Annotated in this window: 14 protein-coding genes and 1 tRNA gene; 5 read left to right on the top strand and 10 right to left on the bottom strand. The window is 69.5% G+C overall.

Annotated features, from left to right (window positions below; genetic code table 11):
* Positions 1–20: 20 nt before the first annotated feature.
* The 4 genes from FQ377_RS10365 to FQ377_RS10350 are packed head-to-tail and all read left to right on the top strand — an operon-like array spanning position 21 to position 4,971.
* Positions 21–776, top strand: coding sequence for a LamB/YcsF family protein (locus FQ377_RS10365; protein WP_148601173.1), 756 nt, complete (start codon positions 21–23; stop codon positions 774–776).
* Positions 773–2,449: a 5-oxoprolinase subunit B/C family protein gene (locus tag FQ377_RS10360; protein WP_148601172.1), complete on the top strand. Its 1,677-nt coding sequence runs from the start codon at positions 773–775 to the stop codon at positions 2,447–2,449. Before FQ377_RS10365 ends, FQ377_RS10360 begins: the two co-directional genes overlap by 4 nt.
* 11 nt (positions 2,450–2,460) lie before the next feature.
* Complete coding sequence (locus FQ377_RS10355) at positions 2,461–4,191, top strand: acetyl/propionyl/methylcrotonyl-CoA carboxylase subunit alpha (RefSeq protein ID WP_148601171.1); 1,731 nt, start codon at positions 2,461–2,463, stop codon at positions 4,189–4,191.
* A 36-nt stretch (positions 4,192–4,227) separates the two neighbouring features.
* The gene (locus tag FQ377_RS10350; RefSeq protein ID WP_148601223.1) at positions 4,228–4,971 is read left to right on the top strand and encodes a GntR family transcriptional regulator; all 744 of its coding nucleotides are present in this window, start codon (positions 4,228–4,230) and stop codon (positions 4,969–4,971) included.
* Here the strand turns inward: FQ377_RS10350 and FQ377_RS10345 are convergent.
* Both FQ377_RS10345 and FQ377_RS10340 read right to left on the bottom strand, forming a co-directional pair.
* Positions 4,968–6,185, bottom strand: coding sequence for an NRAMP family divalent metal transporter (locus FQ377_RS10345; RefSeq protein WP_148601170.1), 1,218 nt, complete (start codon positions 6,183–6,185; stop codon positions 4,968–4,970). The genes FQ377_RS10350 and FQ377_RS10345 overlap by 4 nt on opposite strands.
* A 139-nt stretch (positions 6,186–6,324) precedes the next feature.
* Positions 6,325–6,406, bottom strand: a tRNA-Leu gene (locus FQ377_RS10340).
* Positions 6,407–6,548: 142 nt separating this feature from the next.
* Here FQ377_RS10340 and FQ377_RS10335 point away from each other — a divergent pair.
* The gene (locus tag FQ377_RS10335; protein ID WP_148601169.1) at positions 6,549–7,151 is read left to right on the top strand and encodes an ANTAR domain-containing response regulator; all 603 of its coding nucleotides are present in this window, start codon (positions 6,549–6,551) and stop codon (positions 7,149–7,151) included.
* A gap of 95 nt (positions 7,152–7,246) precedes the next feature.
* Here FQ377_RS10335 and pyk read toward each other — a convergent pair whose 3' ends face one another.
* The 8 genes from pyk to FQ377_RS14860 all read right to left on the bottom strand — a co-directional run bounded on the left by pyk (position 7,247) and on the right by FQ377_RS14860 (position 19,639).
* Complete coding sequence (gene pyk / locus FQ377_RS10330; RefSeq protein ID WP_148601168.1) at positions 7,247–8,737, bottom strand: pyruvate kinase; 1,491 nt, start codon at positions 8,735–8,737, stop codon at positions 7,247–7,249.
* A 48-nt stretch (positions 8,738–8,785) separates the two neighbouring features.
* Entirely contained in the window at positions 8,786–10,243 is a 1,458-nt protein-coding gene (locus FQ377_RS10325) for a glutamate synthase subunit beta (protein ID WP_148601167.1), read from the bottom strand.
* Positions 10,236–14,846, bottom strand: coding sequence for a glutamate synthase large subunit (gene gltB, locus FQ377_RS10320; RefSeq protein ID WP_148601166.1), 4,611 nt, complete (start codon positions 14,844–14,846; stop codon positions 10,236–10,238). The genes FQ377_RS10325 and gltB overlap by 8 nt, the downstream gene beginning before the upstream one ends.
* Positions 14,847–15,168: 322 nt before the next feature.
* Positions 15,169–16,149: a prolipoprotein diacylglyceryl transferase gene (gene lgt, locus FQ377_RS10315; protein WP_148601165.1), complete on the bottom strand. Its 981-nt coding sequence runs from the start codon at positions 16,147–16,149 to the stop codon at positions 15,169–15,171.
* Positions 16,146–16,988: a tryptophan synthase subunit alpha gene (trpA, locus tag FQ377_RS10310; RefSeq protein ID WP_262364394.1), complete on the bottom strand. Its 843-nt coding sequence runs from the start codon at positions 16,986–16,988 to the stop codon at positions 16,146–16,148. The genes lgt and trpA overlap by 4 nt, the downstream gene beginning before the upstream one ends.
* Positions 16,985–18,340, bottom strand: coding sequence for a tryptophan synthase subunit beta (trpB, locus tag FQ377_RS10305; RefSeq protein ID WP_148601221.1), 1,356 nt, complete (start codon positions 18,338–18,340; stop codon positions 16,985–16,987). The genes trpA and trpB overlap by 4 nt, the downstream gene beginning before the upstream one ends.
* A gap of 168 nt (positions 18,341–18,508) precedes the next feature.
* Positions 18,509–19,333: an indole-3-glycerol phosphate synthase TrpC gene (gene trpC / locus FQ377_RS10300; RefSeq protein ID WP_148601164.1), complete on the bottom strand. Its 825-nt coding sequence runs from the start codon at positions 19,331–19,333 to the stop codon at positions 18,509–18,511.
* Positions 19,334–19,639, bottom strand: a complete 306-nt coding sequence (locus FQ377_RS14860) for an HGxxPAAW family protein (RefSeq protein WP_187393325.1) — start codon at positions 19,637–19,639, stop codon at positions 19,334–19,336.
* Positions 19,640–19,652: the final 13 nt, after the last annotated feature.

Below are 19,652 nucleotides of genomic sequence, written 5' to 3'. Positions count from 1 at the left end.
GCGCAGAGACGGGGATCACAGTGGCCATCGATCTGAACAGTGACGTCGGGGAGTCCTTCGGCACCTGGACCCTGGGCGACGACGCCGCCGTCTTCCGCTCCGTCTCCAGTGCGAACGTGGCCTGCGGCTTCCACGCGGGCGATCCCTCCACGATCGCTCAGACCTGCAGGGACGCCGTCGCCTCGGGTGTGACCATCGGGGCGCACGTGGGCTACCGCGATCTCGCGGGCTTCGGACGCCGCTTCGTGGACTGCTCCGCGACCGAACTCGCGGACGACGTCCTCTACCAGCTCGGGGCTCTCGACGCGATTTCCCGGGCGGCAGGCGGCGCCATCGAGTACGTCAAGCCACACGGCGCCCTCTACAACACCATCGTCACCCACGAGGTCCACGCCCGGGCCGTCGTCGACGCCGTCACCGCGTTCGGGGGCGAACTGCCCCTGTTGCTCCTACCCGGCTCCGTGGCCCTGGTCGCTGCCGAGCGGGCAGGCCTCCGCGGTGTCGCCGAGGCCTTCGCCGATCGTGCCTACAACCCGGACGGAACGCTGGTCTCGCGCCGTGAGCCGGGCGCAGTCCTCCACGACGAGCGCGAAGTGGCGGCCAACATGGTCCGCCTCGCCACCGAGGGCGTCATCGTGGCGCGCGACGGATCGAGCCTGCGGACCGCCGCCGAGAGCATCTGCCTGCACGGCGACACCCCCGGTGCAGTGTCCCTGGCCGCCGCCGTCCGGCACGACCTCGAGGCCGCCGGCGTCGAGATCCGCAGCTTCGTATGAGTCCTCCCACGATCCATCGGGCAGGGCCGCGAGCGCTCCTGCTCGACTGCGCGTCCCTGGGATCGGTCCTCGCGGTCCACGCGCAGCTGCAGCAGCACCCACTCCGCGGCCAGGTCGACGTCCTGGCCGCGGCGCGGACCGTGCTGGCCGTCTTCGACTCCGCCGCCTCGGCCCGCGCTGCACGGAGCGCCATCGCCGGCCTGGCTGCCGAACCCGTGGGAGACGCGGCAGCAGCCGGCCATCCGATCCGCATCGAGGTGGTCTACGACGGGGAGGACCTCGCCGAGGTGGGCCGGCTCACCGGACTGGACCCCGACGGCGTCGTCTCCGCGCACACCGGGCAGCTGTGGACCGCGGCCTTCGGCGGCTTCGCCCCGGGATTCGCCTACCTCGTCGGTGAGAACGAGGTCCTCGCCGTCCCCCGGCGCGACACACCGCGTACCGCGGTGCCCGCCGGGGCGGTCGGGCTGGCCGGCTCCTTCTCGGCTGTCTACCCGCGGCGCTCCCCCGGCGGCTGGCAGCTCATCGGACGCACTGCGGCGCACCTGTGGGACCTGGACCGGGACGAGCCGGCGCTCCTGCGTCCCGGCGCCGTCGTGCAGTACGTGGCGGTCCGCGACACGGTCGCGGTCCACGGCGGGGCGGACCGCGCGGTCGTGCCCGTGGAGCCCTGCCTGTCCGCATCCTCCCTCACCGTCGTCGCGTCCGGGCCGCAGTCGCTCCTCCAGGACCTGGGCCGCCCGGGTCTCGGCGACCTGGGTGTCCCCACGGCCGGAGCCGCCGACACGGCAGGCGCCCGGCAGGCCAACCGCCTGGTCGGGAACGGTCCGGATGATGCGGTGATCGAGACGGTTCTCGGCGGTCTCGCCATCACAGCCGGCGGTGAACTCACCGTTGCCCTCACCGGGGCCGTCGCGCACGCCGGAATCACCCGGGCCGGGGCGGCTCCGCGCTCCGCCCCCATGTGCTCACCCTTCGCCCTGCACGACGGCGAGACCCTTCGCCTCGATCCGCCCGAGGCAGGTCTGCGCACCTACCTGGCGGTCCGCGGCGGCATCGACGTGCCTCCGGTACTCGGGAGCCGGTCCACCGACGTGCTCTCGGGACTCGGCCCCCCGCCGCTCACGACGGGAACGGTGCTGCCGATCGGGACCGTCGAGCACGGCAGGACGGTCGGCGCTCCGGAGGCCTCCACCCTGCCCGCCGTCCTCCGCGCTGGCAGCACGGGATCAGGCGCGCCGGAACCGGTCGGGCTGCGCATCACGGACGGACCGCGCCAGGACTGGTTCACCGACGCTTCCCGGCAGCGGCTCACGGACCAGACCTGGACCGTGACAGCGGAGTCGAACAGGATCGGCGTGCGGCTCGCCCTGGGTGCCGCGGCCGGCACGACCCAGGACCGGCAGGGCACACCGCTGGAACGCAGCACCACCGACGAGCTTCCCAGCGAGGGTGTGGTCGCCGGGTCCCTGCAGGTGCCGCCGTCCGGCCTGCCCGTGGTGTTCCTCGCGGATCATCCGGTGACCGGCGGGTACCCGGTGATCGGCGTCGTCGTTCCCGAGGACCTGTCCATCGCCGCCCAACTGGCGCCCGGGACCCCGGTGCGCTTCCGGGCTGTCGATCCGGACACCCTGCGGCCCCTCGCGCAGACCCCGACCACCCGTACCCCGTGAAAGCAGCAGCCATGCAGAAGATCCTGATCGCCAACCGCGGCGAGATCGCCGTCCGCATCATCCGCGCGTGCGCGGACGCGGAGCTGGTGTCGGTGGCCGTGTACGCCGATCCGGACGCCGACGCGCTGCACGTCCGCCTCGCCGACGAGGCCTACGCGCTGGGCGGCTCGGCCGGCGTGGACACCTATCTCAACGTAGAGAAGTTGCTCGACGTCGCCGCGAGGGCGGGCGCCGACGCCGTCCACCCCGGGTACGGTTTCCTGTCCGAGAACGAGGACTTCGCGCAGGCGGTGCAGGACGTCGGCCTCATCTGGATCGGCCCATCACCGGCTGCGATCAGATCGCTCGGCAACAAGGTCACGGCCCGTGAGATCGCGGTGAAGGTCGGCGCGCCCCTGGTCCCCGGGTCGGACGGGCCGGCGGCGGACGCCGCCGGGGTCCGCGCCTTCGCCGAGAAGCACGGCGTGCCGGTTGCCATCAAGGCGGCCTACGGGGGCGGAGGCCGAGGGATGCGGATCGCCCACCGCATGGAGGACATCGACGACGCGTTCGCCTCGGCAGTACGCGAGGCCACCGTGGCGTTCGGCCGCGGCGAATGCTTCGTGGAACGCTTCCTCGACAAACCGCGTCACGTCGAGGCCCAGGTCCTGGCCGACACCCACGGCAACGTCGTGGTCGTCGGCACCCGCGACTGCTCCCTGCAGCGTCGCCACCAGAAACTCGTCGAGGAGGCGCCCGCTCCGTTCCTGACAGACGATCAGCGCAGCCGCATCCACGAGTCGGCCCGCTCCATCTGCCGGGAGGCGGGTTACACGGGTGCGGGCACGGTCGAGTACCTCGTGGCACCCGACGGCGTGATCTCCTTCCTGGAGGTCAACACCCGCTTGCAGGTGGAGCACCCGGTGACCGAGGCGACGTCGGGCCTCGACCTGGTGCGGGAACAGTTCCGGATCGCGGAGGGTCTGCCGGTCAGTGTCACCGAGGATCCGGCGCCGCAGGGACACGCGATCGAGTTCCGGCTCAACGCCGAGGACGCCGGGCGCGGCTTCCTGCCCTCCCCCGGGCCGGTCGAAGTGTTCGAGGCCCCTACCGGCGCAGGCATCCGCGTCGATACCGGGGTGCGCTCGGGGTCGAGTGTTCCCGCGGAGTACGACTCGCTCATGGCAAAACTGATCGTCCACGGTGAGGACCGTCCCCAGGCGCTGCGCCGCGCCCGCATCGCCCTCGACGAGCTGAGGATCGAGGGGCTGCCCACCGTGGTCCCGTTCCACCGTGCGGTGGTCCGGGACACCGACTTCACGGATCCCCACACGCTCGGTGTGTACACCACATGGATCGAGAATGCGTTCGCCGCACGGCTCGACGCCGCACTGGCGGGCGGGAGCCCCGGGCGCATCGCGCGGCGGGAGACCCTCACCGTGGAGATCGACGGCAGGGCGGTGCAGCTGGGCCTGCCGGGAGAGATGTTCGCCGCGCTCATGAGCGGTGCCGGCGTTGTCGGACCCTCGACGGGAAGTGTCCCGGACGACGACGGCGCGGTCATCGCCCCGATTGGCGGGACCCTGGTGACGTGGCTGGCCGAGGACGGCGCCACCATCACCGCGGGCCAGCCCGTCGCAGTGCTCGAGGCCATGAAGATGGAGACGGAGGTGATGTCGCCCTCGGCGGGGATTTTCAGTCGCGGTGGCCAGGAGCCGGGCAACGCGGTGGTGCGGGGGGACGAACTCGGGACGGTGGGCTAGCATCTGGTGGTGACGAGCGCAGGGGGACCGACGACCATGGTGGCAGCCGCGACGGGACACCCGGCACCCCCGGACAGCAGCGCCGGTCCTGCTGAGCACGCGCACACGGCCGCGTGGATCGCCGGCGTGCTGAGGGGACGGATCGCGGCCGGTGAGCTCACGCCCGGATCGAAACTGTCGGAACAAGCACTGTCGACGGCGCTGGGAGTCTCGCGCAACACCCTCCGCGAGGCGTTCTCCACCCTCGCGGGCGAAGCCGTGGTCACGAAGATCCCGAACCGCGGTGTGTTCGTCGCCTCGCCCGGAGCGGAGGAGGTGCGCGAGATCTACCGCGTACGCCGCATGATCGAACCCGCTGCGGTGCTGTGGGGTGAGGTCACCCCCGAGGCGCTCGCGGACCTGGAAGCCATCGTCGGGCGAGCGCGGGACGCGCGGGACAGCGGGTCGGTCCATGGCATGGCCGACGCCAACCAGGCCCTCCACAGCGCCGTGGTGGGCCTTTCCGGGAGCGAGGAGCTCCGGACGCTGATGGCTCGGGTGCTGGCGGAGATGCGGCTGGTGTTCCATGCGATGGCGTCGGCCCCGGACTTCCACAGTCACTACGTGGACCGCAACGTGGAGCTCGTGGAACGCCTCCGCGCCGGGGAGCGGACGGAGGCCGCGGCGGGCTTGCGCGAGTATCTCGATGCCGCGGAAGCCGAACTCCTCGGTCATCTCGCCGACGACCGCGAGGACAGGCCCCAGGGAGCGCGCCAGGTCACTCGGAGAGGATCAGGCTAGCCCCACAGCTTCGCCAGCCCGGTGAGCGAGGTGTAGCCCAGGAACAGGGTGAGGAACCACGTGATGACGCCGACGATCAGCAGCCACCGCGGGTAGGCGTAGCCGTGCAGCAGGTCCCGGCGGCGCCAGGCCACCCAGAGCAGCACGCCGAACCCGACGGGCAGGATCAGGCCGTTGAACGCTCCGGCGAAGATCAGTAGTTGCTGCGGTGCCTGACCGAGGAAGAGGTAGGCCACGGCGCACCCGGCGATGAAGGCGACGGTGATGAGATTCCGGGTGCGCTCCGGCGTCCGCGAGGACGTGATGAAGGAGACCGAGGTGAAGGCGGCGCCGATCACGGAAGTGATGGCGGCAGCCCAGAGCACGATACCGAAGACCCTCATCCCGACGGCTCCGGCGGCGACGCCGAAAGCCTCGGCTGCCATGTTCTCGCTCGAGAGCACTGCCCCACCGGCGACGACCCCGAGGATGGCCAGGAACAACAGCACGCGCATGACGCCCGTGATGATGATGCCCAGGACCGAGCTGCGGGTGATCTCACGGACGTTCTCGATGCCGGTGGCACCCGAGTCGAGCATGCGGTGCGCGCCCGCATAGGTGATGTAGCCACCCACGGTGCCGCCCACCAGTGTGGTGATGATCAGCACATCGATCTGCTCCGGGAGGACGGCGTTCTTCAGGGCCTCGCCGACGGGCGGAGCGGCGACGATGGCGACATAGATCATCAGCAGGATCATGATGGCTCCGAGGAACACCACGATGCGGTCCAGCGCCAGGCCGGCCTTCTTGCTGACGAAGATCATGATGGCGACGACGGCGGAGACGGCGCCGCCGATCTTCGGCTCCACGCCGAGCATCGCATTGGCGCCGAGGCCGGTACCGGCGATGTTGCCGATGTTGAACACCACGCCGCCGATGAAGACCAGTCCGGCCAGGAACCAGCCGACGCCGGGAATGACTTTGTTGCCAAGCTCCTGGGCGCGGAGCCCGGATACCCCGATGACCCGCCAGACGTTCATCTGGACGGCGATGTCGATGAGGATCGAGGCCAGGATCGCGAAGGCGAAGGCGGCGCCGATCTGCGCGGTGAACACCGTGGTCTGCGTGATGAAGCCGGGCCCGATGGCGCTGGTTGCCATGAGGAACATGGCTCCCAGGAGAGCCGTGCGCCGCGCGGAGGAGCTCAGCCCGGGCTTGCTGCCGATGTCTGCCATGGAGTGGTCCGTTCCCTGAGGGTGACCGGGGTCACTCCCGGTATCTCAGCCGACCCTACAGGTTGTTCAACAATCTCGGCAAGAGATTGTTGAACAATGTGCACTGCTCGTGGATCCGAAGAATCATCCCTCACCCAGGTGCCCGAAGTGGGACTCGAACCCACACACCTCTCGATACTGCATTTTGAGTGCAGCGCGTCTGCCGATTCCGCCATTCGGGCCGTGCCTGCACCGGTCGTCCTCAGCGGCCTGGATCACTCGTGGCCGGTGCGGGTAACAACTCTACATGCCGATAGGCTGGATCCGGGATCAGGAGCGAATCCAGCATCGGTCCCGCACGTCCATCTTGATCTAGGAGTACCAGTGTCTGAATCCACCGAGTCCACGCCCTCCGGGCCCGCACGCCGGGTCATCGTGGCGGAGGACGAGACGCTCATCCGCCTCGATATCGTCGAGATCCTCCGTGGCGAGGGCTACGAGGTGGTCGCGGAGGCCGACAACGGCGAGAAAGCCGTGGCGCTGGCGTTCGAGCACAAGCCCGATCTCGTGCTCATGGATGTGAAGATGCCCGTGATGGACGGCATCACAGCCGCCGAGCAGATCGTGAAGGCGCGTATCGCCCCGGTGGTCCTGCTGACCGCGTTCAGCCAGAGGGAGCTCATCGAGCGCGCACGCGACGCCGGAGCGATGGCCTACGTGGTGAAGCCGTTCACCCCGGCCGATCTCATCCCCGCCATCGAGATCGCCATGTCGCGCCACGAGGAGATCACGGCTCTCGAGTCCGAGGTCACCGACCTGCAGGAGCAGTTCGCCACGCGCAAGCTCGTGGAGCGCGCCAAGAGCCTGCTGACCACGAAGATGGGCCTTACCGAGCCGGAGGCCTTCCGCTGGATCCAGAAGACATCGATGGACCGGCGCCTGGGCATGCGTGAGGTCGCCGAGACCATCATCAACCAGGTCAACTGAATCAACCGGGTCCTAACAGACCCGAGGGCCGCACGACAGGACCCCTGCCCGGTATCGGGCAGGGGTCCTGTCGTGCAGTGGGGCAGTGGTTCGGGCTATTTCTTCTTGACGGGCCAGGGACCCACGCCCTCCTTGATGAATGATGTGTGGTCCTCGGGCAGCTGACCCGCATCCGTGATGTCACCGACGCGGTGCACCTTGATGGAGTTCGTCGAACCGGCCTGCCCCGGAGGTGACCCGGCGGCGATGACCACGAGATCGTCCACCTCGACGAGTCCCTGCTCGAAGAGGACGCGGTCCACCTGCGACGTCATCTGGTCCGTGTGCTCCACGAACTCGACGAGCTTGGGCTGGATCCCCCAGAGCAGCGACATGGCGTTCAGCGTCGACTGGACGGGCGTGAAGGCGAAGACCGGCTTCTTCGGCCGCAGACGGGAGAGGCGACGCGCCGAGTCCCCCGACTGGGTGAAGGTGCAGATGTACTTGACGTCCAGCTGGTCGGAAATCTCCACGGCCGCGCGCGTGATGGCTCCGCCGCGCGTCTTGGGCTTGCTGCCCAGTGCGGGGACCCGCTCCAGGCCGTGACGCTCCGTGGACTCGATGATGTTGGCCATGGTCCGCACGGTCTCGATCGGGTACTTGCCGACGCTCGTCTCGCCGGAGAGCATCACGGCGTCGGCGCCGTCGAGCACCGCATTGGCGCAGTCCGAGGCCTCCGCGCGCGTGGGGCGGGGATTGTCGATCATGGACTCGAGCACCTGGGTGGCCACGATCACGGGCTTGGCCCAGCGGCGGGCGAGTTCCACCGCTCGCTTCTGCACGATCGGCACGTCCTCCAGCGGCAGTTCGACGCCGAGGTCGCCGCGGGCCACCATGATGGCGTCGAAGGCGTCGACGATCGACTCGAGGGCCTCCACGGCCTGCGGCTTCTCGATCTTGGCGATGACCGGGACGCGGCGTCCCTCCTCGTCCATGATCTCGTGGACCCGCGTGACGTCCCCGGCGTCCCTGACGAACGACAGGGCCACCATGTCGACGCCGATCCGGATGGCCCACCGCAGGTCGTCCTCGTCCTTCTCGCTCAGGGCCGGGACATTGACGGCAACTCCGGGCAGGTTGATGCCCTTGTTGTTGGACACCAGACCACCGACCACCACTTCGGTGGTCACGCTCGTGCTGTCCACCTTCGTCGCGCGGAGGGACACCTTGCCGTCGTCGATCAGGAGCATGTCGCCCACGTTCACGTCCTCAGGGAGGCCCTTGAAGGTGGTGGAGCTGATCTCCTGCGTGCCCTCGATGTCCTCGATGGTGATGGTGAAGACATCACCGGCGGTGAGGAGGTGGGGCCCTGCTGCGAAGCGTCCGAGCCGGATCTTCGGACCCTGGAGATCGGCGAAGATGCCCACGGGCTTCCCGAGCTCCTCCGCAGCGCGCCGGACGTTCTCGTAGGTGGTGCTGTGCACGGCGTAGTCGCCGTGGCTCATGTTCATGCGGGCGACGTCGACGCCTGCCTCGAGCACGGCGAGCGTGGCCTCGTAGCTGGCGATCGCGGGGCCGAATGTTGCAACTATTTTTGCGCGTCTCATGGGACCTAGCCTAGTCGTGTCGAGTGATGGTAGGAGTGTGCGGGGCCGTCAGGAGTAGGAGATGGACCGATCCGTCGGCGATACAGGTGCCGTCAGCCGCGTCGATCCCATGAGCCACAGATCCACTGCGGCCGCACAGGCGCGGCCTTCGGCGATGGCCCAGACGATCAGCGACTGGCCACGGCCGGCATCGCCCGCCGAGAAGATGCCCGGCGTGCCGGTCATGTAGTGGCCGTCGCGCACCACATTCCCCCGCTCGTCGAAGCCGGTCTGCACCTGCTCGGCCAGACCGGCCGGTTCCGGCCCCGAGAACCCGAGGGAGAGCAGCACGAGATCCGCCGGGATATCGTGCTCGGTGCCGGCCTTGGGACGCCGGCGGCCGTCGACGAACTCGGTCTCGGCCACGCGGATGCCGCGGAGTACGCCGTCCTCGCCCGTGAACCCGATGGTGGACGCCAGGAAACGCCGCTCCCCGCCCTCCTCGTACGCACCGGCCAGGTCGAACAGCGTGGGGAACGTCGGCCAGGGCTGATCGGGGCGCCGCTCGAGCGGAGGCTGCTCGCCGATCGCCAGGATGGTGACCGAGGCCGCCTTCTGGCGATGGGCGGTACCGAGGCAGTCGGCGCCCGTGTCCCCGCCGCCGAGGATGACGACGTGCTTGCCCTCGGCGTGGATCCGGTGCTCCACCACGTCGCCGGCCACCACGCGGTTCGCCTGGACGAGGTAGTCCATGGCCACATGGACACCCCGGAGGTCCCGGCCCGGGATGGGGAGCTCACGCGGCACCGTGGCGCCCGTCGCGACGACGACGGCGTCGAAGCTCCGCTTCAGCTCGCCCCAGCCGATGTCCCTGCCCACCTCGACCTCGGTCCGGAAGCGCGTGCCCTCGATTCGCATCTGATCCAGGCGGCGCTCCAGGTGGATCTTCTCCATCTTGAAGTCCGGGATGCCGTACCGCAGCAGCCCTCCGACGCGGTCGTCCCGCTCGTACACGGCGACGGTGTGGCCGGCGCGGGTCAGTTGCTGCGCGACGGCGAGGCCCGCAGGACCGGAGCCGACGACGGCGACCGTGCGCCCGGTGAGGCGCTCGGGCGGGAAGGCTTCCACCCAGCCCTCCGCGAACGCCTGGTCGGCGATGGAGACCTCGACCTGCTTGATGGTCACGGGCGGCTGGTTGATACCCAGGACGCAGGAGGATTCGCACGGCGCCGGGCAGAGCCGGCCGGTGAACTCGGGGAAGTTGTTCGTCGCATGGAGGCGGTCGCTCGCCTCCCGGCCCTTGTCCCTGAGCGTGAGGTCGTTCCACTCCGGGATGAGGTTGCCGAGCGGGCAGCCCTGATGGCAGAACGGGATACCGCAGTCCATGCAGCGCCCGGCCTGCGCCTTGAGGACCCCCTGCTCCTGCGCCTCGTACACCTCCTTCCAGTCCATGATGCGCACCGGGACGGGGCGTCGGGGCTGGGTCTGGCGCTCGCGCACCTTCATGAATCCGCGTGGGTCAGCCACCGGTTACCTCCAGGATCGTGGACCACGCCTCGTCACCGTCGGGATCGAGTCCCTGCTCGGCGGCGGTGGCTCTGGCACCCAGGACGGCCGCGTAGTCGCGCGGCAGGACTTTGGTGAAGCGGCCGGCAGAGTCCTCGAAGGACCCGAGGAGGGTCGCCGCGAGGTCCGAGCCGGTCTCCTCGGCGTGCTGGATCAGCAGCCGGCGGACGATCCCGCGGTCTCCCTCGTCCAGCCCGACGAGCAGGAGCTCCCCGCTCTCGAGACCCTGCCGGTTCACCTGTGCCCGGTCGAGATCGAGGACGAAGGCGGTTCCGCCGGACATGCCCGCGCCGAAGTTCCGGCCGGTCCGCCCGAGGACGAGGGCCTGCCCGCCGGTCATGTACTCGCAGCCGTGGTCGCCGATCCCCTCGGCCACCGCCGTCGCTCCGGAGTTCCGCACGAGGAACCGCTCCCCCACCTGGCCGCTGAGGAACATCTCGCCGCTGGTCGCGCCGTACCCGATCACGTTCCCCGCGATGACGTTGTCCTCGGCGCGGAACACGCTGGAGCGGTCCGGCCGGACGATGATGCGCCCGCCGGACAGTCCCTTGCCCACGTAGTCGTTGGCGTCCCCGAGGAGCCGCAGCGTGATCCCCTCCGGGAGGAACGCACCGAGGGACTGGCCCGCCTGTCCCCTGAGGGTGATGTCGATGGTATCGGTGGCCAGTGTCGCCAGCCCGAAGGTGCGGGTGACCTCGTGGCCGAGCATGGTCCCCACCGCGCGGTCCGTGTTCGCGATGTCCAGCGAGATGCGCACGGGCGACCGGTGGACCAGCGCGTCGGCGCTCATCTCGATGAGCGTGCGGTCGAAGTGCCGGTCCAGGTCGTGGTTCTGCCCGACCATGCTGCGCGTCGGCTCGCCCCCGGTGGACCAGCCGCCGCGCAGGATCGGTGCGAGGTCCAGACCGTCGGCCTTCCAGTGTTCGACGGCCCGGCGGGCGTCGAGCAGCTCGGTGCGACCGATGGCCTCCTCGAGCGTACGGAAGCCGAGCTCCGCCAGGAGCTCGCGGACCTCCTCGGCGATGAACTCGAAGAAGTTCACCACGAACTCGGGCTTGCCCGTGAAGCGGCTGCGCAGCTCCGGATTCTGCGTGGCGACGCCCACGGGGCACGTGTCGAGGTGGCAGACCCGCATCATGATGCACCCGGAGACCACGAGCGGGGCAGTGGCGAAGCCGAACTCCTCGCCTCCGAGCAGGGCGGCCATGACGACGTCGCGCCCGGTCTTGAGCTGGCCGTCCACCTGGACCACCACGCGGTCCCGCAGACCGTTGAGCATGAGCGTCTGCTGGGTCTCGGCCAGCCCGAGCTCCCATGGGATGCCGGCGTGCTTGAGGGAGTTGAGCGGACTCGCGCCGGTGCCGCCGTCGTGGCCGGAGACCAGGACGACGTCGGCCCTGGCCTTCGTGACGCCGGCGGCAACCGTGCCGATACCCACCTCGGAGACGAGCTTCACGTGGACCCGTGCCGCCGGATTGGCCCTCTTGAGATCGTAGATGAGCTGCGCGAGGTCCTCGATGGAGTAGATGTCGTGATGCGGCGGCGGGGAGATCAGGGCGACGCCGGGTGTGGAGTTGCGGGTACGGGCGATCCACGGATAGACCTTCTGGCTCATGAGCTGGCCGCCCTCGCCGGGCTTGGCCCCCTGCGCCATCTTGATCTGGATGTCGTCGGCATTGGTGAGATAGAGACTCGTCACGCCGAAGCGGCCGGAGGCCACCTGCTTGACGGCGGAGCGGCGCTCGGGGTCGAGGAGCCGCTCCACGTCCTCGCCGCCCTCACCAGTGTTCGACTTGCCGCCGAGCCGGTTCATGGCGATCGCGAGTGTCTCGTGGGCCTCCTGGGAGATGGAACCGTAGCTCATGGCCCCGGTGGAGAAACGCCTGACGATCGAGGTGACGGGCTCCACCTCGTCGATGCTGATTCTTCGCCGCTCACTCCGGAAGCCCAGCAGTCCGCGCAGCGTCATGAGCTCGGCGGACTGGTCGTCGATGCCCTTCGTGTAGGCCTTGAAGATGTCGTAGCGGCGTTCCCGCGTGGCGTGCTGGAGACGGAACACCGTCTCGGGGTTGAAGAGGTGCGGCGGTCCGTCGCGACGCCACTGGTACTCGCCGCCGGTCTCGAGCGCGCGATGCGGGTCCTCGCTGCCGTCCGCGGGGTAGGCGCTCCCGTGGCGGGCTGCCGTCTCCGCGGCGACGATGTCGAGGCCCACACCGCCGAGCTGGGTCTGCGTGCCGTGGAAGTACTCGTCCACGAGTTCCTGCGACAGGCCCAGCGCCTCGAAGGTCTGTGCCCCGCAGTAGGAGCTCACCGTCGAGATGCCCATCTTGGACATGATCTTCAGGACCCCTTTGCCCAGACCCTTGATGAGCTGCGCGACGGCGGTCTGGGCGGTGACGCCGATGATGTCGCCGTTGCGGACGAGTTCCTCGCAGCTCTCCATGGCCAGATACGGGTTCACAGCGGAGGCACCGTAGCCGATGAGGACCGCCACATGGTGGACTTCCCGCACATCGCCGGCCTCGACCACGAGGGAGGTCTTGGTGCGCGTGGCACTCCTGAGCAGGTGGTGGTGCACGGCGCTGGTCAGCAACAGGGACGGGATGGGCGCCCATTGCGCGTTCGAATCGCGGTCGGACAGCACCACGTACTCGACCCCGCGGTTGAGCGCGCTGGAGACCTGCTCGCAGATCTCGGTGAGGCGTGCACGCAGCGCCGCCTGCCCGCCGTCGTGCCGGTAGAGGCCGCGGATGCGCACCGCGAGCCGGCGGGCGTCGTCGGACTCGAGATTCGCGATCTTCGCGAGCTCGTCGTTGGTGATCACGGGGAACTTCAGGGCGATCTGCCGGGAGCGCACCTGCCCCGTGGACAGCAGATTGCCGTCGGGCCCGATGGTCACACCCATGGAGGTGACGAGTTCCTCGCGGATCGAGTCCAACGGCGGATTGGTCACCTGGGCGAACGACTGCACGAAGTAGTCGAACAGGAGCCGCGGGCGCGTGGACAGCACCGCGAGGGGGGTGTCGGTCCCCATGGCGCCGAGCGGCTCGGCCCCGTTCTCCGCCATCGGCCGGAGCAGGATCCGCAGTTCCTCCTCCGTGTAGCCGAAGGTGCGCTGGCGGCGGTTGATCGACGCCCGGGTATGGACGACGTGCTCGCGTTCGGGCAGGTCCTCGAGCTGGATCAGGTTCTCCCGGACCCAGTCGGCCCACGGATTCGCTGCCGCGACCTCCGCCTTGATCTCGTGGTCCTCGATGATCCGGCCCGCCTCGGTGTCGACGAGGAACATCGTGCCGGGCGACACGCGGCCCTTGCGGACCACCCGGGCCGGTTCGACGTCGAACACACCGACCTCGGAGGCCAGGATCACGAGGCCGTCCTCGGTGACCCAGTAGCGGGCCGGGCGCAGCCCGTTGCGGTCGAGGACCGCGCCGACGAGCCGGCCGTCCGTGAAGGAGACGGCGGCCGGCCCGTCCCACGGCTCCATGAGCATCGAGTGGTACTGGTAGAACGCCCGCCGGGCGGGATCCATGGTGGCGTGGTTCTCCCACGCCTCCGGGATCATCATCATGATCGAGTGGGTGATGGGCCGCCCGGACAGGGTGAGCAGCTCCGCCACCTCGTCGAAGGACGCCGAGTCCGAGGCACCGGGCGTGCAGACGGGGAAGAGCTCCTCGGGCGCGTCGCCGAGCAGCGGGTGGGACAGCTGCGACTGCCGTGCACGCATCCAGTTGCGGTTGCCCTTCACCGTGTTGATCTCGCCGTTGTGCGCGATGGTCCGGAACGGCTGGGCCAGCGGCCAGGAGGGGAAGGTATTCGTGGAGAAGCGGGAGTGGACGATCCCGAGGCGGGTGGTGAAGCGCGTGTCCGAGAGATCGGGGTAGAAGGGCTCGAGTTGCGCCGTGGTCAGCATGCCCTTGTAGACGATGGTCCTCGAGGACAGCGACGGGAAGTAGACGCCGAGCTTGCCCTGGGCCCGCTTGCGGACCCGGAACGCCCTCGCATCGAGATCGGGCGTGTTGCCGTCGGCACTGCCCAGGAACAGTTGCGCGAAATGGGGCATGCACGCGCGGGCCGACGGGCCGATGAGGTCGGCGACGACAGGCACCTCGCGCCACCCGAGGACGCTCAGGCCCTCGGCCGCTGCGACGGCCTCGAGCCCGGTGCGCATCGACTCCTGCTCCCGGGGATCCACGGGCAGGAACGCGGTCCCGACGGCGTAGGACCCCGCCGGCGGCAGGGGGAACCCGGTGACGGCCCGGAAGAACGCGTCGGGGATCTGCGTCAGCAGGCCCGCGCCGTCTCCGGATCCCGCGTCCGAGCCCACGGCACCGCGGTGTTCGAGATTGCGCAGCGCCGTCAGTGCGGTCTGGACGATGTCGTGCCCGGGCTCGCGGCGGAGCGTGGCGATCACCGCCAGTCCGCACGCGTCCTTCTCGTTCTGCGGATCGTAGAGACCTGTCGTCCCGGGGATGTCCGCGTACGCCGTGAAGGGCGATTCGACGTCGCTCGGTGTCGTTGCCGGAGGTGCTGCGGTCTGTCGACGTGGCTGTGTGGCGGTCATGGACGAGGTCCTTTTCCTGCGGCGGGAGGGGACGACCTTGGCCCCGGTGGCATCGCCGATATGCAGCGGATACCGATTGACGGTGGTTAAGTTCGGTTCGGCTCGGTCCGGGATGGGGAGGAGCGCATGCTGCACGAGCAGCACCGGTCGTGCTGATGACCGGCGGCGGAGCAAAGCGGGGTGCGGCCGGGAAGGGTGGTCCGGCCTGTGCTTCGGCGGTCCACGACGGTGTGGTGTCCGGCCCTGCGGGCGGTGGCCCTCGGGTCGCGGAGAACGGGTCGGCCGGTGCTGCCCGGGTCGGCCACTGGCCGCACCCGGATGCTCAGGAGCCGTTCGTTCCGGTCACGTTACCACGCCCGTCGCGCTCCGAGGAGGACCGCGACGGAAGCTCAGCATCCGTGTCCGTCGCCGTATCGGTGTCGATGGTTCCCGGCTCACGCCCCGGTAGGTACACCGAGGGGTTGTCGCCGGGACGGCGGCGGACGAACAGATACACGAGGATGCCCACTGCAACGAGGAGGACCGCGATGCTCGTCCAGACGTTCAGCCGCTGCGTGACGCCGAACAGCGTCACCAGTTCGGCGTCGTCGATCCTGAGCGTCTCGATCCAGACGCGCCCCAGGGTGTAGTAGACCACGTAGAGCCACACCATGCGCCCGCCGCGGAGGCGGAGCTTCCGGGCGAGCAGGAGCAGGAGTGCGACGCCCGCCAGATTCCAGAGGAGTTCGTAGAGGAAGGTCGGGTGGAACAGTGTGCCGGGCTCCTGGCCCAACGGGAAGTTCGCGTTGTCCGCGTCGATCTCCAGGCCCCAGGGCAGGGTGGTGGGCGCGCCGAAGAGTTCCTGGTTGAACCAGTTGCCCAGACGGCCCACGGCCTGGGCGAGCAGGACGCCGGGGGCCGCGGCGTCCGCGAAGGCGGAGAGTCTCACGCCGGCCCTGCGGGCCCCGATCCAGGCGCCGACGGCGCCGAGGGCGATGGCGCCCCAGATGCCGAGGCCGCCCTGCCAGATCTGCGGTATCCGGGCGAGATCGCCCTGCGGGCCGAAGTAGGCATCCGGAGAGGAGATGACGTGGTAGAGCCGACCGCCGACGATCCCGAAGGGGATGGCCCAGATGGCGATGTCCCACACGGTGTCCGCGTGACCACCGAAGGAGACGAAACGCCTCTGCGTCAGGATCAGTGCCAGGATGATTCCGGCCAGGATGCACAGTGCATACGCATGGATGGTGACGGGCCCGAGATCGAAGCTGGCCCACTGCGGGGGTGGGCTCGGAATCGACGCCGCGATGGCGGCACCGATCACGGGTGACCGCCCACGGGGTCCTGCGCGGTGCCGGAACTCAGTTCGCGGGACAGGTCGGCGACGGCTTCCACGCCGCCGTCGCGCAGCGCGGCCACGAGGGCCGTGCCGACGATCACACCGTCGGCATAGGCACCGATCTGGCGCACCTGGGCCGAGGTGGACACGCCGAGGCCCACGCACACCCGCTCCGCGCCGGCCTCGTGGGCTGCTGCGACGACGGCCTCGGCCGCTGCACCGACGGAACTCCGCGCCCCGGTGACGCCCATGACCGACACGGCGTAGACGAAACCACGGCTCGCCTCGACGGTGCTCCGCATACGCTCCGGGGAGGTGGAGGGGGCCACGAGGAAGACGCGGTCCAGACCGAGTTCCTCGGACACCTCGAGCCACTCGGAGGCCTCGTCGGGGATGAGATCGGGCGTGATGAGCCCGGCACCACCCGCCGCGGCGAGCCGCTCCGCGAACTCGCGGACCCCCATGCGCATCACGGGGTTCCAGTAGGTCATGACCAGGACGGCGGCATCGGTGCTGCGCGTGATGCCTTCCACGACGGCGAAGATCTGGGAGACCGTGAAGCCGTTGGACAGCGCCTCGACCGTTGCCTCCTGGATCACGCGGCCGTCCATCACCGGATCGGAGTACGGGATTCCCACCTCGATCAGGTCCATGCCGTTGCGGGCCATGGCGATACCGGCGTCGATGGTGGTCTGCACGTCGGGGAAGCCTGCGGGCAGATACCCGATCAGGGCTGCGCGACCCTCACCGCGGGCCTTCTCGATCGCCGCGGCCGCCCTGGAGCCGGTGGCTCCGGGGCCGGAGGACTGCAGGGTGGACGTCACAGCTGCTCACCTTCCTCGGCGATCTCCTGCTCGGCACTCTCGTCCGGGAGCAGATCGAAGTATCCCGCGGCGGTGGCCACGTCCTTGTCCCCGCGGCCGGACAGATTGACCACGATCACCCTGTCCGCCGCCTGCTCGCCGGGCGCCAGGTCCGCGGCGAGCCGCCGGCCTACCTTCATGGCCCCGGCGAGGGCGTGCGCGGTCTCGATGGCCGGGATGATCCCCTCGGTCCGGCAGAGAACGGTGAAGGCGTCCATGGCCTCCGCGTCGGTGATCGGCTCGTACATCGCGCGCCCGATGTCGGCGAGGTAGGCGTGCTCCGGACCCACCCCGGGATAGTCGAGGCCGGCGGAGATCGAGTGCGACTCCATGGTCTGGCCGTCCTGGTCCTGCATCAGGTAGGACCTGGCGCCGTGCAGTACACCCGGCCGTCCGAGCGTGATCGTCGCAGCGTGACGACCGGTCTCGACGCCGTCACCGCCGGCCTCGAAGCCGTAGAGGGCCACGTCCCGGTCGTCGAGGAACCCGTGGAACATGCCGATGGCGTTGGACCCGCCGCCCACGCAGGCGCACACGGCGTCCGGCAGCTTGCCCGTCTGCTCCAGGATCTGCTCCCTCGTCTCCTCGCCGATGACCTCGTGGAAGTAGCGGACCATCGAGGGGAACGGGTGAGCGCCGGCCGCCGTGCCGAGCAGGTAGTGCGTGGTCTCCACATTCGCCACCCAGTCGCGCAGCGCATCGTTGATGGCGTCCTTGAGCGTCTGCGATCCCGTGGTGACGGGGACAACAGTGGCGCCGAGCAATTGCATGCGTGCCACGTTCAGGGCCTGGCGGCGCGTGTCCTCCGCACCCATGTAGACCACGCATTCGAGCCCGAGGAGCGCCGCTGCCGTCGCGCTCGCGACGCCGTGCTGCCCGGCGCCCGTCTCGGCGATCACGCGGGTCTTGCCCATGCGCTTGGCGATCAGGGCCTGGCCCAGCACGTTGTTGATCTTGTGGGAGCCGGTGTGGTTCAGGTCCTCGCGCTTGAGGAAGACGCGCACTCCCCCGCAGTGCTCAGCGAAGCGCTGGGCTTCCGTGAGCAGCGAGGGGCGGCCGGCGTAGTTCTTGTTGAGATCGGCCACCTGCGCCGTGAACTCGGGGTCGGCCTTGGCCTTCTCGAAGGTGTCCTGCAGTTCGTCGAGCGCAGCGATGAGGGATTCGGGCATCCACCGTCCGCCGTAGGAACCGAAGTAGGGCCCGGGGGCGTGGCGGAGGCTTTCGTCATGACTCAGGAATGCCTCGGCCGTTCCGGAGTCGATGGCGTCCGCTGCTCCGTCGTCCGTGCCCTGACGGTCCGTGTCCTGATGCATGTCGGTCATGACGGCCTTCCTGTCCTGTTGGTCCTGTCCCGGTGGATGGATCCTCCGGGGTCCTGGTGACCGGCTGCGCCCGGTCCATGTGGTGTTGTGATCCTGCTGGTGCCGGTCCTGCCGGTACCTGTTTCCGGGCGCCGGACCGGATAGGCGGTGGAGGGTGGGTCAGCGCGCCGCCATACCGGATGCCCGCCAGGCCTCCCGGCCGGCGTCCTGGAACTCGCCGATGGTCGCCGCCGGGTCCTCCCCGCGCACGAGTGCCTCGCCGACCAGCACGGCATGCGCGCCGCCCGCGGCGTACGCGGCCACATCGGCAGCACCACGCACACCGGATTCGGCGATGACCACGGCGTCCTCCGGGACGAGCTCCGCCAGTCCCGTGAAGACCGTCCGGTCCACCGCGAGGGTCTTCAGGTCCCGGACGTTGACACCGATGATCCTGGCTCCCGCGAGAGCAGCACGGCGCACCTCGTCGGCGGTGTGGGTCTCCACGATCGCGCTCATCCCCAGCTCATGGGTCAGGGCGAGGAACGAGGTCAGCTCGGCATCCGAGAGCGCGGCGACGATCAGCAGCACCACATCGGCGCCGTGTGCCCTCGCCTCCCAGATCTGGTACTCGTCGACCGTGAAGTCCTTGCGCAGGACCGGGATACCGACCGCGCCGCGCACCGCATCGAGATCGGCGAGCGATCCGCCGAAGCGACGCTGCTCGGTGAGGACGGAGATGATGCTCGCGCCGCCTCGTTCATAGTTCGCTGCAAGGGTGCCGGGATCGGCGATCTCGGCCAGCACGCCCTTGGACGGACTGCTCCGCTTCACCTCGGCGATGACGGCGATGCCGTTGCCCCGCCCCCGGCGGAGCGCAGCGAGACCATCGCGGGGCGCCGGTGCCGACGCGGCGGCCGCACGAAGATCGGCGAGGGGAACGGCATGGCGTCGTTCCGCGAGATCCTCGCGGACGCCCTCGATGATGTCGTCGAGGACCGTCACCTAGTGGCCGTTGTTCTTCAGTTTCGACCCGCCCACGCCGTAGCCGATCCTGCGGAGGACGAAGCCGACGAGCAGACCCACGAACATCACGCCGATGCCGGCCCAGAAGAGGAGGGTGCCGAAGTCGTAGTTGCCCTCGGTGCTCGCGAGGACGTAGGCGAAGGAGGAGACGGCGGCACCGACCAGCATGATGAGCACGCAGGTCCAGGCAGCAGGGCTGTTTCCGTGTCCGATCGTTTCGTCTCCCTGCCGTGCGTGGTTCTCGGACGTGTTGCGGGTCTTGGCCGTGTGGGTCTCGGATGCCATGAAAAATCTCCTT

The organism is Arthrobacter echini, from assembly GCF_008107445.1.
Lineage (GTDB): Bacteria > Actinomycetota > Actinomycetes > Actinomycetales > Micrococcaceae > Arthrobacter_D > Arthrobacter_D echini_A.
The sequence above is the reverse complement of the archived record's forward strand: the minus strand, read 5'-3'. Positions and strand labels throughout refer to the sequence as shown.